At 49.9% G+C, this 15,222-nt stretch carries 13 protein-coding genes; 3 read left to right on the forward strand and 10 right to left on the reverse strand.

Annotation, left to right across the window (positions count from 1 at the left end; genetic code table 11):
- Positions 1–66: 66 nt before the first annotated feature.
- From groL to isdC, 8 genes are all read right to left on the reverse strand, one after another.
- Positions 67–1,695: a chaperonin GroEL gene (groL, locus tag ACFVVF_RS24815; RefSeq protein ID WP_387815279.1), complete on the reverse strand. Its 1,629-nt coding sequence runs from the start codon at positions 1,693–1,695 to the stop codon at positions 67–69.
- A 74-nt stretch (positions 1,696–1,769) separates the two neighbouring features.
- Positions 1,770–2,051: a co-chaperone GroES gene (gene groES / locus ACFVVF_RS24820; protein WP_042170723.1), complete on the reverse strand. Its 282-nt coding sequence runs from the start codon at positions 2,049–2,051 to the stop codon at positions 1,770–1,772.
- A 209-nt stretch (positions 2,052–2,260) separates the two neighbouring features.
- On the reverse strand, positions 2,261–2,809 hold the full coding sequence (locus ACFVVF_RS24825) for a hypothetical protein (RefSeq protein WP_387815281.1): 549 nt from the start codon (positions 2,807–2,809) through the stop codon (positions 2,261–2,263).
- Between the two features lie 84 nt (positions 2,810–2,893).
- Positions 2,894–3,670, reverse strand: a complete 777-nt coding sequence (locus tag ACFVVF_RS24830) for an ABC transporter ATP-binding protein (RefSeq protein WP_387815283.1) — start codon at positions 3,668–3,670, stop codon at positions 2,894–2,896.
- Entirely contained in the window at positions 3,660–4,643 is a 984-nt protein-coding gene (locus ACFVVF_RS24835; protein ID WP_387815285.1) for a FecCD family ABC transporter permease, read from the reverse strand. The genes ACFVVF_RS24830 and ACFVVF_RS24835 overlap by 11 nt, the downstream gene beginning before the upstream one ends.
- A 16-nt stretch (positions 4,644–4,659) precedes the next feature.
- On the reverse strand, positions 4,660–5,577 hold the full coding sequence (gene isdE / locus ACFVVF_RS24840) for a heme ABC transporter substrate-binding protein IsdE (RefSeq protein ID WP_387815423.1): 918 nt from the start codon (positions 5,575–5,577) through the stop codon (positions 4,660–4,662).
- A gap of 98 nt (positions 5,578–5,675) precedes the next feature.
- On the reverse strand, positions 5,676–8,102 hold the full coding sequence (locus tag ACFVVF_RS24845; RefSeq protein ID WP_387815287.1) for an NEAT domain-containing protein: 2,427 nt from the start codon (positions 8,100–8,102) through the stop codon (positions 5,676–5,678).
- Between the two features lie 23 nt (positions 8,103–8,125).
- Positions 8,126–9,193, reverse strand: a complete 1,068-nt coding sequence (gene isdC, locus ACFVVF_RS24850) for a heme uptake protein IsdC (RefSeq protein ID WP_387815289.1) — start codon at positions 9,191–9,193, stop codon at positions 8,126–8,128.
- Between the two features lie 469 nt (positions 9,194–9,662).
- Between isdC and ACFVVF_RS24855 the strand changes: the two genes are divergently transcribed.
- Genes ACFVVF_RS24855 through isdG form a run of 3 tightly spaced genes read left to right on the forward strand, consistent with a single transcriptional unit; the run spans position 9,663 to position 12,732 of the window.
- On the forward strand, positions 9,663–10,628 hold the full coding sequence (locus ACFVVF_RS24855; RefSeq protein WP_387815291.1) for an ABC transporter substrate-binding protein: 966 nt from the start codon (positions 9,663–9,665) through the stop codon (positions 10,626–10,628).
- Complete coding sequence (locus tag ACFVVF_RS24860; RefSeq protein WP_387815292.1) at positions 10,625–11,623, forward strand: FecCD family ABC transporter permease; 999 nt, start codon at positions 10,625–10,627, stop codon at positions 11,621–11,623. The genes ACFVVF_RS24855 and ACFVVF_RS24860 overlap by 4 nt, the downstream gene beginning before the upstream one ends.
- Positions 11,620–12,732 carry a heme oxygenase gene (gene isdG / locus ACFVVF_RS24865; RefSeq protein WP_387815294.1) on the forward strand — a complete coding sequence of 371 codons (1,113 nt, stop codon included), beginning with the start codon at positions 11,620–11,622 and terminating at the stop codon, positions 12,730–12,732. Before ACFVVF_RS24860 ends, isdG begins: the two co-directional genes overlap by 4 nt.
- A 66-nt stretch (positions 12,733–12,798) precedes the next feature.
- On the opposite strand, the gene ACFVVF_RS24870 is transcribed toward isdG, so the two are convergent.
- Positions 12,799–13,389: a TetR family transcriptional regulator gene (locus tag ACFVVF_RS24870; RefSeq protein WP_387815296.1), complete on the reverse strand. Its 591-nt coding sequence runs from the start codon at positions 13,387–13,389 to the stop codon at positions 12,799–12,801.
- A 19-nt stretch (positions 13,390–13,408) separates the two neighbouring features.
- On the reverse strand, positions 13,409–14,569 hold the full coding sequence (locus tag ACFVVF_RS24875) for a YhgE/Pip domain-containing protein (protein WP_387815298.1): 1,161 nt from the start codon (positions 14,567–14,569) through the stop codon (positions 13,409–13,411).
- Positions 14,570–15,222: the final 653 nt, after the last annotated feature.

Here is a 15,222-nt window from a genome sequence, read left to right on the forward strand (position 1 = left end):
TTATAATAAAAAAGGGCTCCCGAAGGAGCCCTAAACCCTTGATACCACAGGGTTTTTTGAAGCTTATTACATCATACCGCCCATGCCACCCATGCCGCCCATATCTGGCATAGCTGGTTTGTCTTTTTCAGGCTTGTCAGCAACAACTGCTTCAGTTGTCAGGAACATAGCCGCAACGGAAGCTGCGTTTTGCAACGCGGAACGCGTTACTTTCGCAGGGTCAACGATGCCCGCTTCGAACATGTTTACCCATTCGCCGGAAGCTGCGTTGTAGCCTACGCCAACTTTTTCGTTTTTCAGACGCTCAACGATTACAGAACCTTCTTGGCCTGCGTTCGCAGCAATTGTGCGAAGCGGCTCTTCGAGGGAGCGCAATACGATGTTAACGCCAGTTTGCTCGTCGCCGTCTGCTTTAACAGCAGCAACTGCTTTGTATACGTTGATCAGAGCTGTACCGCCGCCGGATACGATACCTTCTTCCACAGCTGCGCGAGTGGAGTTCAGGGCATCTTCGATGCGGAGCTTGCGCTCTTTCAATTCGGTTTCAGTAGCCGCGCCGACTTTGATTACCGCTACGCCGCCGGACAATTTAGCCAGACGCTCTTGCAGCTTCTCTTTGTCGAACTCGGAAGTTGTTTCTTCCAGTTGAGCACGGATTTGATTAACACGAGCTACGATGTCAGAAGCTTCGCCGCTGCCGTCAACGATGATCGTGTTTTCTTTCGTTACGCGTACTTGACGAGCGGAGCCCAGTTGTTCAACAGTCGTCGATTTCAGCTCAAGGCCGAGCTCTTCTGTGATCACTTGGCCGCCAGTCAGAGCAGCGATATCTTGCAGCATTGCTTTGCGGCGGTCGCCGAAGCCTGGAGCTTTAACGCCTACGCAAGTGAATGTGCCGCGAAGTTTGTTGACTACCAGCGTAGCTTGCGCTTCGCCTTCGATGTCTTCAGCGATGATCAGCAATTGCTTGCCGGATTGTACCACTTTCTCGAGAACCGGAAGGATCTCTTGAATGTTCGATACTTTTTTATCCGTGATCAGGATGTATGGGTTGTCGAGGACAGCTTCCATTTTATCCGTATCTGTGATCATGTAAGGGGAAACGTAGCCGCGGTCGAATTGCATACCTTCAACTACTTCCAGCTCTGTAACGAAGCCTTTCGACTCTTCTACAGTAATAACGCCGTCGTTGCCCACTTTTTCCATAGCTTCTGCGATCAGTTGGCCAACTTCGTCATCAGCCGAGGAGATTGCAGCAACTTGTGCAATGGATTGTTTGCCTTCGATTGGTTTTGCGATTGTTTTCAGCTCTTCAACAGCTGCTTTAACCGCTTTTTCGATGCCTTTGCGGATAACCATCGGGTTAGCGCCAGCTGTTACGTTTTTCAGGCCTTCGCGAATCATCGCTTGAGCAAGAACGGTAGCAGTTGTCGTTCCGTCACCGGCTACATCGTTAGTTTTTGTAGCTACTTCTTTAACCAGTTGAGCACCCATGTTCTCGAATGCATCTTCCAGCTCGATTTCTTTGGCGATGGATACGCCGTCATTCGTGATGAGCGGGCTGCCGAATTTTTTCTCCAGCACGACGTTGCGGCCTTTAGGGCCGAGCGTTACTTTAACCGCATTTGCAAGAGCGTCAACACCGCGCAGCATTGCGCGGCGAGCGTCTTCACTAAATTTAATGTCCTTAGCCATTATCGATTACCTCCCGGAAAATAAATAGATGTATGGTGTTGCTTGGTTCTTGCTCTATATGTCCCTAACGGGGCTTATCCAAAGATCGCGTGAATGTCGCTTTCTTTCATAATCAAATACTCTTTGCCTTCGTACTTGATTTCAGTTCCTGCATATTTGGAGAAAAGAACGCGGTCGCCTTCTTTTACTTCAAGCGCAACACGAACGCCATCTTTCAACGTACCGCTGCCTACTGCAACTACTTTGCCCTCTTGCGGTTTCTCTTTAGCCGAGTCCGGCAATACGATACCGCTTGCGGTCGTCTCTTCTTTTGCGATCGGTTCGATCAGTACGCGTTCACCCAAAGGTTTGATCATTGAAAATAGCCTCCTTAAAAAGTTTGTCGCTTATTGTTTTTTATTAGCACTCGTAAGCGTAAAGTGCTAACAACCATAATTATCATACTTTTTTTTCGCTTCGATTTCAAGTGCATCTTCTTTTTTATAGCCGCCCACAGGCACTTTAACCATTATAACCTTTTGTAAAATAACCTATAAGGAGCCAGCCGTCTTTTTCTGCTCCCGCTTCAATGAACGCTTATCTGTTTTTCTGCCGAAAACTGATAGTCTGTTTTCTTCCCGCCTGCCTCGGTATAAAAGTCAGCAAAAGCTCTGATGTTGTATTGGCCTGCCGGAAACGTATCCCCTTTCAAAAACGCTTCTATAAAAGCTTCGTGCGATTCCTTATTCGTATAGCCTGCTTTTTTTCGATAGGCGATTTCCAGCCACATTCCCTTTTGCATTTCCGTCGTAATGAGAGGCTGCTCCATCTCATAGCCGAAGTCGATTCCCCTCGTCAGCTCCGATACGCCCAACGCAACCGGATACATCGCATGGTAGATTGTCTCCGCTTCCTTATCGCCGTCGTATTTCAGCAGCGCCCGGACAACAACCGCTTCTTCAGGTGTATAGATCGACTTGCCGGTATCCAGACGAAGCACAAAATCCCCCATCCGAGACTCAATAATTGCCGGTGCTGGCGAAGCCAAATCGCCTTCCCCGCCGCTGTGCGGTTCTTCAGCCCGGTCAACTGATTCGCTGCTGCAGGCGCCGAGCACCATAACTAACAGAAGCATATACACATATTTCACCACATCCGCTCCCTTGCCATTTATTCACTATTATTTATGACGAGCAGGGCAGCGGTTTTGTTCCCGATTTCAAGCATGAATTCCGAGCGGAAGCATATAGAGGCCGGAATCCTCGTCACGGCTGATCTTCACATCCACACCGTAGACTGTCTTCATGACAGCTGGCGTCACTACAGTCTCCGGCTCACCCATGATGAGCACTTCGCCTTTCTTCATTACAATGAGATTATCGCTGTAACGAATCGCTTGATTAATATCATGGAGTACCATCACAATCGTCAGGCCAAGCTCCGCATTCAGCTTTTTCACAAGCTCGAGAATTTCAAACTGATAATAGATGTCCAGATAAGTCGTCGGCTCATCCAAAAATAAAATCGGCGTCTTCTGCGCCAGCGCCATCGCAATCCACACCCGCTGCCGTTCGCCTCCGGACAACCGGTCGATTCGGAGCTGGCGCTTGCCAATGAGATTGGTGCTGGCCAGCGCCCATTCTACCGCTTCTTCGCCATCGCCGCTGTCTTGCCGGAACATCCCTTTATGCGGCAGCCTGCCGAAGCCCACCAGCTTCTCAACCGTCATATCTGCCGGCGCTTCATTATGCTGGTGGACGACAGCCAGCTTTTTCGCAAGCTCCTTCGGCTTATAGCTGCTTAGCGCCTTGCCGTCCAGCATGATTTGCCCGTGGCGGGGCGCATAGTTGCGGGACATCAGTCCAAGCAGCGTCGACTTGCCGCTGCCGTTTGGGCCGATAATCGTCGTAATCGCTCCTTCGGCCACAGTACAAGTTACATTTTTGATGGAATCCGTTTGTTTGTCGTAAGAGAAGCTTAGCTCGTTAATTTCCATAATGGCGGTCACTCCTCCTTAGCATGAAAATAAGAAACGGTCCACCGATCACGGTCATTATTATAGAAGCGGGAATTTCGGTCGGTGCCAAAATCGTCCTTCCAAGCGTATCCGCTGTCAGAATAAGCAGCGCCCCTGCCAAAGCCGAGAATGGTATAAGCGCCTTATGATCGGAGCCGACCGCCATCCTTCCGATATGGGGGACTAGCAAGCCAACGAAAGCAATCAATCCCCCGACTGCCGTTGCAACCGAGGCCAGCAGCACAGCAACAACTGAGATCAGTAGACGGGCTTGTGTAACCCGCAACCCCAGATTGCCCGCTGTTTTGTCCTGCAGAGAAAGCATGTTGCACCAAGAAATAAGAAACAGGGACAGCACCAGTCCAATCGAACCGTACAGTCCCAGTATTTCGACATCGGCCCAGGTTTTCATCGTAAAAATCGAGCTGATTGCCTGATTGACGGACGTTACCGCGTAACTGCCCCGGTAGTTAAAGGATTGCCCCAGTCCCGTAAAAGTCGCATTAATAGCGACGCCCACCAGAATGAGCCGCATCGGCTGAAGCCCCGAGCGCCAGGAGAACGAGTAGACGAGCAGGCAAGCGATTGCTCCGCCAATGCAGGAGAAAAGCGGCATCCAGAAATACATCGCTGGAAAAATCGTCACCATCAGCAGCGACACAAGTCCCGCTCCCGAGGAAATGCCGATTACACCCGCATCCGCCAGCGGATTCCGCATAACGGCCTGCAGCAATACACCCGATACCGCGAGCGCCGCACCCGTAAGCAGTGAGACGATCAAGCGCGGAAGACGCAGATCACGGATCACTGCCACCTCTTCATTTGTTCCCGTTATTAAACCTTTGATCAGCTCCAATGGGCCAACCTTGATGCTGCCAGTCATCGCCGAGAATATCGTGACTCCCACTAATAAAATAATGACAGCGCTAAACCACGTCGCTTTTTTATACATTCCGCGCTTCCCCCAATTATGGATACAACATCCCCATCAGCGCATCCAGCGCTTCGTTTGCCGCCAGATTGCCCGTCGTTCCAAACAGCATCTCCTCCAGGTCATATACCCGGCCATTCTTCACCGCGTTGAAATGCTTCCAAATATCATTCTTTTTAAATTCCTCGTCGAACATTTTTACAACTTCCTCCGGCATCCCATGCGCTGCCCGAAGAATGACATCGGGATTCGCCTGCTGTAAATATTCCGTATTGGAAGCAAGATACTCTACCTTTTCACCTTGTACGATATTGACCCCGCCCGCTAACTTCACGAGATCTCCAATATAAGAATGCTCCGTCGCCACCAAGTAGCTGCCTGGCACGCCTAGCAGAATAAGTACGGTTGGAGCGGGACGCCCTTCCGTTTTAGAGCGGATTTCGGCAATTTTATCGTCATAGCTCTTCACAATTTCCTTCGCCCGATCTACACGATCATATTTCTCGCCCAGCTTCACAATTGCTTGCTGCATGTCGCCGAGACTCGTCAAGTTAAGGAACGTCGCGTCTACGCCGACATTTTTGAATACCGGCTCGAGCTCATATTGCAGCGTTGTCACCGACAGCACCTCTGTCGGCTTGAGCGACTTAACGATTTCCATATCCGGACTCATCGGATTGCCTACCTTTTTCACGCCATCATAACGGGACGGCAGCGTTTTGGAGCTGGACGGGATGCCGACAACATCGTCAATTCCCAACAAGTCCAGCATTTGTGTAATGGCGACAGTAGTGGAGACGATACGCGCTGCCGGTTTTTCCGATGGAACAGCGGTTGCAGCCGCCTGTTGAACATTCTGTTCCTGCTTCACAGTTGGCTGCGGCTGCGACGCACAGCCTGCCATGAGCAGAACCAGCAGAGCGAGCATCATGAGCTTTGTTCCAAATCCTTTCATCAATAGCCCCTTTCCTTTCTCTACAAGGAGAAAAATCGATAAAGGACGCCGGTTTCCCGGCATCCTCTTCGATTTCTAGTTTCATTCTTACGCCCGGTTTAGGCTGCTTTTTCTTCCTTCTTCTTGCTTTCTTCCGCTGCTTTGGCTTCTTTAGCTTGTGCTTCCGCATAATCGTAAGCACGCAGAATGATCGTCACCGCTTCGGCCCGCGTAGCGTTGGAAGAAGCAGCGAATTTGTTGTTCTCGCGGCCAGTGATTAAGCCTGCTTTAACTGCAGCAGCTACATAAGGCTTCGCGTAAGCAGGAATCGCATCGGCATCGGCGAAAGTCAGTTCCGCTTTCTCATCAACCGTAATGCCAAGCGCGCGAACCATCATTACTGCGATGTCAGCCCGGTTCACATTTTGCGCGGGACGGAAGGATTCATCAGCGAAGCCGCTAATTACGCCTGCTGCTACCGCTTGCTCCACATAAGCTTTTGCCCATGCCGGAATGCTGTCATTGTCCTTGAAGGCCGTTTGTGAACTCGAAGCTGTGTTCAGCTTCAATGCCCGGCTGATCAGCGCTGTAAATTCTACGCGGCTGATCGTTCCGTCCGGACGGAAGCTGTTGTCGCTATAGCCTGTTACCAGCCCAAGCGAAACGGCACGTTCGATCGATGCTTTTGCCCAGCTGTTCGCTACGTCTTTCAACGTAACTGAAGGATTGCTGCCACCCGGTTTTTGCTCGTTGTCTTTGCCGCCTTCTTCTTCTTTTCCTGGTGTTTCACCTGGAAGATCGGTTGGCGGTTTCGGATTTGCATTATGGCCCGGATCGCCGGTATAAGCGCTGTAGCCGCCTAGCTGAATTTGAACATCATATTCATGATGATAGTTGATTTCCGCCCAATCGATTTTAACCCAGCCGCTGATCAGACCGCTCAGATTGGATACTTCAAATTTAACGTCTCGTGTATTGGCAGAAGTATTTGTTGCAACAACAGAAGGGCTAACACCCTCTACTTTAAATCCTGTAATTTCATTGCTTTTCGTCAGTCGCAGCGTCACATATTTTTTGCCGCCTGTTACTTCAAGCTTAGCTGGACGCACCACATAGCCGTCCATAACCGATGCGGAGCTTGTGCCCTTTTTCAAAATCTGGAACGACAAGTTGTAAGTTCCGTCTGCAATATCGCCAGGCACTTCAGGGTTTGGCGTTCCGCCGCCATTATTGCCTCCGTTGTTTCCACCGTTATTGCCGTTTCCTACAACTGCAGCTTGGAAAGTCGCTTTCGCCGAAGTCAGCTCCGTAACAGCCTCATCTACAGCCGCTTGTGCCGCCAGCCAAGTTCCTTTCGCTTTCGCTGCATTGATTGCGGTTTGGAACGCTGTTTTTGCGTTCTGCGGATATTGGCCCGGCTCCGTTCCGACCACTGCACTGCTGTACAAGGATTCCGAGCTTGTTACCAATTGATCAAGCGCTGTTTTGTTCGCAGGAGTAAATTTAAAAATAATGCTATGAGTCATTTGATAAGGCTGACCGTTTGCAACCGTATCAATGCTGACCGAGCCATTCAGCTGAGCTGTCAGACTTGGAATTTCGAATTCTACAACTCTAGTGTCAGCAGCCGAATTTGAGCTGACGATTGTCGTTTCAGCTAGCGCTCCTTCTTTCTCAACCTTCAGGCTAGGAATAACGCTGCTCTCTTTTACCGTGAACGAAGCGTACGTTTTGCCGTTGCGGGTCGTAACTTCAGCCGGTTTCGTGAAGTAACGCTCCATGCTGGAAGCCTTGAACGTATTCGTTGCATTGATCACGACATAATTGACTTGCTGCGCCTGCTCGCCAATAACCGAACCAGCGAATGTGCTGCCAGCTGCTTGAAGCGCTGACAATGCGCCTGTTACTTCTCCAGCTGTTGCATTCGCATCGTAGGCGGTCAGGAATGCTTCATCGATGGCAGCTTTGAAAGCTTGCTTAGCGGAAGCCGGATATTGGCCTTGAGCCGTGCCTTCCTGTGCCCCGGCATATACCGTTTGTGCAGCGGCAACCGCTGAGAGAAGCGCAGCAGAATCGCCCGCAGCCGCAAGGAATTGCAGTTGCACATCATAGTCATGATCATAGTTTGGAACAATTTCCGGCGGAATCGTGACATGGGTCTTAGCATTCAGCTTCGCGCCCAGATCCGTTACTTCGAATTTAACCTCGCGGTGCTTGATCCCGCCAACAGTCGTTTCCTGCACATTGTCGGCATCCGAGTACACGCCATTAAACTGCGTCTTAAACACGGTAATCCAATCGCTGTTTTTCAGCGTGGCATAGATAAACGTCTTGCCGTTTTCCAGCTTCAATACAGCCGGTTTTACCAAGTAACCATCCATAACCGATACATCTTCGGTCTGATCCTTCAACACCTTGAAATCAATTGCAACTCCGTCTGTCAATCGATTCGATGAAGCCGCTTGCGCCGGATACAGCTGTACCGTTCCTAGAACGACGAACAGCAGCAGCGCCATTGTCATAAGCTTGAACCATTTCTTTTTCATTTCCCCGTATCTCCTCGTCATCATTATTTTTTCAGACTACCTTTCTTGCTTCGTAAAAAAAGTACGAGTCCGCCGCCCAGCAAAATAACCGCCAATATTGCAATGACGAACAGGTTGCTGCGTCCGTTTTCTTCCTGGCCCTTGGCTGGATCACCGGCAGGCTTGCTTGGCTCCGCTACCGTTTGTACAACTCCAGCCGTGTCTTCACCGTCCGCTGCCGCTTGCTGCCCTTGCACGTCTGTACTTTCTGCAGATGGAGACGGGGAAGCGGGCGGCTCATTCGCCTGATTGCTTTCAGGCTCTTTGGTCTCTGCGGCCGGAGCTACTGGTTCGTCGGACGGAACTGGCGTAGCCTCAGGTGTTGATTGGCCCTCATTGTCTGCTTTCCCAGCATTCACGCTGGCGGAAGTAGCAGGCGAAGCTTCCCCCGTTTTTGCCTCTGATGCGCCGCCATTGTTGTCAGGCTTTGCCGCGGAATCCGGCTTGGCCGCATGATCTGCCGGCTTTACAGCAGGTGCAGTCGGCGTTGCAGTTCCAGTCGTTTCTGCCGGCTTAGCCGTTGGTTTAGCTGTCGGTTTAGGCGTTGGCTTAGACTCATTGTCCGCAGGTTTGTTAACAGCCTGCTTATCCGCTGCTTTAATCAGCGTTAAGGAATCGTTGTCGAAAGCCATTCGAATTGTATATTTGTGATTGTAGTCAATTGATTCGACAATGACATGGATTTTCGCCATAACGGGCTTGGAGAAGTCGTCTACTTGGAACTTCACCACTCTCGTATCTGCCGAATCGTTCTTGCTAACCTGCTTCGCCTCCGTGTAACTGCCGCCGGCTTCAACCTTGAATTCTTTCACCCACTGGCTGTGGTTGATTTGCAGCTGGACGGTCAACTTGCCTTTTTCTGCGTACATCGTCGCCGGTTTCTCCCAGTAATCATTGGCCATCGATACAGAGTCGTCTTCCGCTTTCAATACCGTATAGGCGATAGAATAAGTACCATCGGCAAGATCGGAAGCTGCCTGCACAGTAGCTGCGCTTGCAAACAGTGCCATGCAGAGCAGAAAAAGCATAGTTGCACGACTGAATAATTTCATTCCTATCCTCCTTATATTGTAAAAAAATCAAACTTTATCGATAGATAAACAATAAAATTCGATTAATAACCACATCATTAACTTCCAATTATATAATCAGTTAATGATTATCATTCTCAATAATTGAACAAAAAAAATAGACGTTCAAATATTCGTTTCACTTCCTAAATCCCTATGTAGCAAGGGTTTTAGAGCTTCCCAGCTCACAGTTCCTTATACAGAGCAATGTCATTTTTATTTGCACAGCATGCCTCCAGCGTTGAAATCATTACCATATTGAGCTCGAAGAAATCGTATCCTACAAAGATTATCCTGTCAATAACATTTCGCGATTAAAAAAATAAATAGCAAAATAAACTAAAAGTTTTACAAAACCTATTGACGACGATAACGATTATCACTATCATTTATTTGATGAGCCTAATTGATAGTGATTATCACTGATAATAAAATACAGGAGGCTGCCTTTATGAGAAAGCTTATACCTCTGGCACTATGCGCCTTATTGGCGACAGCCGGCTGCAGCGCCTCGAAGGCATCAAGCACGACAGATTCTTTATCGAATCCCCCGGATGCTGCTGCCGCTGTCTCCATTAAGGACTTTGCCGAGCGGAGCGTGGCATTTTCCCAAGTGCCGCAACATATCATAGCGCTGAGCAACGGAGAGATGGATATTATTTATGCGTTAGGCGGTACACTTGTAGGCCGGCCGACGACAAAGGGCCCTTCTCCCGTCAAAGAGGCGCAGGATGTAACCCAAATCGGTTCGACACATGAAGTGGATCTGGAACGCATCACGCTGCTGAAGCCTGATGTCGTATTGGGCCATTATCCGATGAACAGCAAGGATGTGCCCATTATCGAAGGCATTCATTCCAAAATGGTGCTGACAAGCGCCAATTCTGTCGAGGATATCAAGCGTCAGATTACGCTTTTCGGAGAGATGCTTCACAAGGAGACAAAGGCTGCCGAGCTTAATGCTGTCATTGACGACAAGCTTGACGGCTATCATTCATCAGATAGCGCGCAATCGACAAGGACGCTCATCGTCTATGGCGCTCCCGGCACTTACATGGCTGCGCTGCCCAATTCCTTAAGCGGCAATTTGCTGGAGCTTGCGGGGGGCTACAATATCGCCTCGGATTTTGCAGCTTTGCAGAGCTATCCGCAGTATGCGCAAATTAATACAGAACGCGTGGTGCAGGCCAATCCGCAGCTGATTCTTATTATGACGCACGGCAACCCGAAAGAAGTGAAGGCAGGCTTTTTGAAGGAAATGCAGGGCAATGCCGCTTGGAACGGGATCGATGCGGTTAAAAACAATCAGGTCGAAATTTTGCCTTCCGAGCTGTTCGGCACCAATCCGGGAACGCGGGTCATCGAGGCATTGGATGAATTGCATCAGCTCTTGGAGAAAGCGAAGCAGCCGTCATGAATCTGGCTACCCGTACAACAAGACGACGCTGGCTCTCTGCGGTTATGCTGCCGCTTATCGTTCTCATCTCCGTCTACGGCATCAGCTACGGCTCGGTCCCGATCCCGCTTCGTGATATTTGGATCGTATTAACGGGAGACGGCGATTCCACCTACCGCACCATCATTATGGATTTAAGACTGCCGCGAGTGCTGATCGGCCTGCTTACAGGAGCTTGTCTGGCAGCTTCCGGCGCACTGCTGCAAGGCGTTATGCGCAACCCGCTTGCCGATCCCGGCGTCATTGGCGTTTCCTCCGGCGCGGGTCTGGCCGCTGTGATCACGATGGTGCTTTTGCCGCAATTCAGCTATTTGCTGCCGCTGTCTGCGTTCGCTGGCGCTTTTATCTCCGCCATGCTTATTTATTTGCTGGCCTGGGATAAAGGAAGCTCGCCCATCAAGATCGTCCTTGCCGGTGTAGCCGTCAATGCGCTGCTTGGCGCCGTCATGAACGGTGTGATGGTCGTCTACAGCGATCGCGTGCAGGCTGTCCTGCCTTGGCTTGCTGGCGGACTTAACGGCCGAAGCTGGTCACACCTGTCCTTCATGCTTCCTTACGCGGGTGCCGGTCTCCTGTTATCTCTGATCGCGATTAAGCCAGCTAATCTATTGTTGTTAAGTGACGATTCGGCGAAGCTGCTCGGTCAGCGCGTCGAGCTTCAACGTTTGCTGCTTATCGTGCTAGCCGCCCTGCTTGCCGGCTCTGCCGTCAGCGTCGCCGGACTGGTCGGCTTCGTCGGCTTGGTCGTTCCGCATGCGATAAGACTGCTAATCGGCGAGGATTACCGTTTTCTTCTGCCCCTGTCCATAGGCGGCGGAGCAGCGCTCGTCGTACTGGCTGATACGATTGCAAGATCATGGATTGATTCAATCGAGCTGCCTGTCGGTATTTTGCTGGCGTGTGTCGGAGCCCCATTCTTTCTATATCTGCTGAGGAAACGGAGTGTCATGAGATGAGTGCAATTGAAATGAAAGAGCTGGATCTGGAACGCGGCATGTTCCGTCTGCAAGACGTGACGGCCTCCATCCCCAAGGGGCAGATGACCGCGATTATCGGGCCAAACGGCTCCGGCAAATCAACGCTTCTGAAGCTGGTTGCTCAATTGCTTGAAGCCGACAGCGGCGCCGTTCTCATCGACGGGAAGGAAGGCAAGGCATTCAAACGGGCAGAGCTTGCCCGAACGATATCCATGCTTCCGCAAGCCAAAGATACCGCGCCTTATATGACGGTCAGAGAGCTTGTTTCCTATGGCCGCTCTCCCCATCAGGGACTGCTCCGTCAACGGCTGACAGAGGAAGATGAGTCGATCGTAAAATGGGCGCTGAAGCAGACAGGCATTTTACGGCATGAAGACCGCATGTTTCATACGCTGTCAGGCGGCGAGCAGCAGAAAGCGCGAATCGCTATGGCGCTGGCCCAGAAAACCGGTATCGTGCTGCTCGATGAGCCGACGACCTATCTGGATATATCGCATCAGCTCGATGTGATGGAAATGCTCCGGAAGCTGAATAAGCAATTGAATTTGACCATCGTCATGGTACTGCATGATCTTCAGCAAGCTGCAGCCTTCTGTGATTATTTAATCGCGATGGACGGCGGACAAATTGCGGATGCCGGTCATCCCAAAACCGTTATTACTTCCAGGTTACTGCGGGACGTCTTCGAGCTTGAAGCAAAAGTCAGCTACGAGGAAGATTACCCGATTATTATTCCTAAATTAAAAAAACTCGAGGAGGACAAAACAATGGTTATTGTAACGAACGTGTCGAAGATTACAAAGGGCAACGGAGAGAAGCTGATTGAGCGCTTCAACAAAGTGGGTAAGGTAGAGGGGATGGAAGGGTTCCTCGGCCTGGAAGTCATGCTTACCGAGAATACGAAGGAGTATGATGAGGTATCCGTCGTCACCCGCTGGGAATCCAAAGAAAACTTCCAAGCCTGGACTCGCAGTGAAGCATTCCGCGAATCCCATCAGCACCGCAAAACGCCGGACTACATTATCGATAATAAAATACAATTTTACGAGGTAAAAATCGTTCGCAATCCGCTGCCGCTGGAGGCCTAATCCGCAGCACGCCTGCGAAAAAATCCCCGGCTGCCTTTGGGTTCAAGGCAGCCGGGGATTTTTAGTTTAGACGGATTTGTATTGAAGCCCGTTTAATATAAACTGAGTTAAATCTGCAATTAAGCTTCCGATGTCAGGCTCTTCTTCGGTCAATGCCCGCCAATACTCCGAATGCCGGTAAAAGAGCAAGGTGCCTACGATGGCCATAAATGCGGTATCTAATGAACCAAACTCAAACACGCCTTGTTGTTTGCCTCGTTTGAGTGCTTCTTTCAGCAGCTGCCAGATCGGCATCGCATGCTCTCTAATTTTTTGAATCCGCGGGGTATTCAATATAATTTCTTGCTGCATAATCCGGACGAGCTCCGGCTCACGCATACGGTACTCGGTTACTTCCTTAATCAGTATGCGAATTCCTTCGACCGGATCTATATCCAGGCCGATAGAAGCGATCTGTTCATTCGGAAAAAAGTTCTCAAACAATGCCGCGAACATGTTTTCCTTGCCGCCAAAATAATAGGAGACGAGAGCGACATTCGCTCCCGCTTCCTCGCATATTTGCCTGACTGTTGTCCCATCGTAGCCTTGATTTGCGAACAATTTCCTAGCCGCAAGCAATATTCTCACCTTCATATCGTTGTTGCCGTCATTGTTCATACCAAGGCCTCCAATAAATTTAAGTGGTTTGTTTCGCTAACGCTCCAGCGGGATGGGGCATGGACTGCCGCTTCAGAGCCACTGCTGCACCGCTGACTACAAATGCTATTGCAGCAATAATGAGCAGTACGCCTGCATCGCTTCCGATACCAGGGCCTCCGAACAGCAAATTCATTCCGCCTTCTACAGCGTACGTAGCGGGCAGGATGTCGCCAAGACCCGTAAAGAAGCCTGACAGCAGCTCACGAGGTACAACCGCACCGGATGTAACCAGCTGCGCCGATAGCAGAATAATATTAAACAGCATACCTGCCATGCCGAACAGATACAAGAACATCTGCGACACGAACATGAACGTAATCAATACGACAAATTGGAACAGCCACAAGTGGAAGAAACCATTTTCCATTTGTCCGCCAAATGCAGCCAGCAGCGACGCTCCTACCAAGGAGACGAAAATAGCTGCAACTACATTTATTACGCTTCGGGCAGCGAATCGGTTCCAACGTCCCACTTGACCGCTAACTGCCATTGAAGATTGCTCCAGATTCATCCCCATAATCATCGAGCCTACATACGATGCCAGTACGAGCATCATTGGCACCATCTGATTATTCATTCCATTAACCTTGTTCGACGATTGAATGTCAGCAGTCACACGCTGCGACAAGCTTTGTGATGCAGCTGCAGCCTGCTCAGCCGGCAGATTGGCCTGCGCCAGCGCGCCTTGAATGCCAGCGGCAACCGCTTGCTGATTCACTTCTGCCGTTACTTGATTCGCAACTGAGCTCATAATGCTTTTAATTAAAGCAGGGTTCGATTCATTAATAAAATATTGCACAGCCGCCTTGCTGTCCGGTGATGAAGCTTTTTGCGTAAAGTCCGCGGGCAAATAAATGATCATTTGCAGCTCGCGCTCATTTAACTGCTTTTGCGCTTCCTCTAAGCTTGAGAGCTGCGACATGTTGAAAGGCAGCTGTTTCGCCAGCGTGCCCGCTACCTGCTGACCAAGCTGCGTGTCTTCATTGACTACCGCAATCTTCAGCTGGCTGGTACGATCCGTTACGCCATTGTATCCCGTCATCCAAATGACCGAAAAAATAACTTGGAACATTAGTGCTGTAACGATACCAACGATCGTCGTCGGTCGTTTGAAAAAAGCTTTTAAAGCTGTTGCCATCTACAATCCACTCCCTATTGCGTTCTCTATTTTCGTCTTAAACACCTGTTTAAAACGTTTGTTTAAATCTTACTCCTGCCGTAGTCAGCTGTCAATATAAACATCAAAAAAACTGCCCGTAAGGACAGTGAACGATATAAGCCCGCAACCACCTATGATCAGCTCTCTGTATTCTCAGTAGCGCAGAACCGCTTCTGCTCGCGCTGCACTACCGTTCTGTAGATCGTCACTTTGAAACGTGTCATCACTTTAACCGCTCCCGCTGTGCACTTGCTGAGCGATACTCTACAGCGAACCTCCTTCGCAAAAGAACGAATCTAACTTCGCTATATACACTCTAAATCGTGACAATCCCGGCTACAGCGAACCTAACTTCGCTTTTCGAGAACCTAGCTTCTCCAATTGCGAAAATCACTTCGCTAATGCTGAAGCATGGCCGGGATCCGGCTGTTTTCCGCCTTATTTCAGAAGTCGTCTTCGTAAAATAGCGAACTCGCTTCGCTATCTCATTTATTTCACAGCCCACAACATGACCGGACCTAAGCTACTCTAGCCTATAGCGAACCTCCTTCGCAAAAGAACGAATCTAACTTCGCTATATACACTCTAAATCGTGACAATCCCGGCTACAGCGAACCTAACTTCGCTTTTCG

It is taken from the genome of Paenibacillus sp. NPDC058174 (assembly GCF_042883865.1).
Classification (GTDB): Bacteria; Bacillota; Bacilli; order Paenibacillales; family Paenibacillaceae; genus Pristimantibacillus.

What these genes read in the sequence shown, in the direction of transcription:
- ACFVVF_RS24825 (WP_387815281.1), bottom strand. Translation starts at nt 2,809, where the DNA reads ATGCTTCTGTTAGTTATGGTGCTCGGCGCCTGCAGCAGCGAATCAGTT.
- isdE (WP_387815423.1), bottom strand. Translation starts at nt 5,577, where the DNA reads ATGAAAGGATTTGGAACAAAGCTCATGATGCTCGCTCTGCTGGTTCTG.
- groES (WP_042170723.1), bottom strand. Translation starts at nt 2,051, where the DNA reads ATGATCAAACCTTTGGGTGAACGCGTACTGATCGAACCGATCGCAAAA.
- ACFVVF_RS24860 (WP_387815292.1), top strand. Translation starts at nt 10,625, where the DNA reads ATGAATCTGGCTACCCGTACAACAAGACGACGCTGGCTCTCTGCGGTT.
- ACFVVF_RS24845 (WP_387815287.1), bottom strand. Translation starts at nt 8,102, where the DNA reads ATGAAAAAGAAATGGTTCAAGCTTATGACAATGGCGCTGCTGCTGTTC.
- isdC (WP_387815289.1), bottom strand. Translation starts at nt 9,193, where the DNA reads ATGAAATTATTCAGTCGTGCAACTATGCTTTTTCTGCTCTGCATGGCA.
- ACFVVF_RS24835 (WP_387815285.1), bottom strand. Translation starts at nt 4,643, where the DNA reads ATGTATAAAAAAGCGACGTGGTTTAGCGCTGTCATTATTTTATTAGTG.
- ACFVVF_RS24875 (WP_387815298.1), bottom strand. Translation starts at nt 14,569, where the DNA reads ATGGCAACAGCTTTAAAAGCTTTTTTCAAACGACCGACGACGATCGTT.
- ACFVVF_RS24855 (WP_387815291.1), top strand. Translation starts at nt 9,663, where the DNA reads ATGAGAAAGCTTATACCTCTGGCACTATGCGCCTTATTGGCGACAGCC.
- ACFVVF_RS24870 (WP_387815296.1), bottom strand. Translation starts at nt 13,389, where the DNA reads ATGAACAATGACGGCAACAACGATATGAAGGTGAGAATATTGCTTGCG.
- isdG (WP_387815294.1), top strand. Translation starts at nt 11,620, where the DNA reads ATGAGTGCAATTGAAATGAAAGAGCTGGATCTGGAACGCGGCATGTTC.
- ACFVVF_RS24830 (WP_387815283.1), bottom strand. Translation starts at nt 3,670, where the DNA reads ATGGAAATTAACGAGCTAAGCTTCTCTTACGACAAACAAACGGATTCC.
- groL (WP_387815279.1), bottom strand. Translation starts at nt 1,695, where the DNA reads ATGGCTAAGGACATTAAATTTAGTGAAGACGCTCGCCGCGCAATGCTG.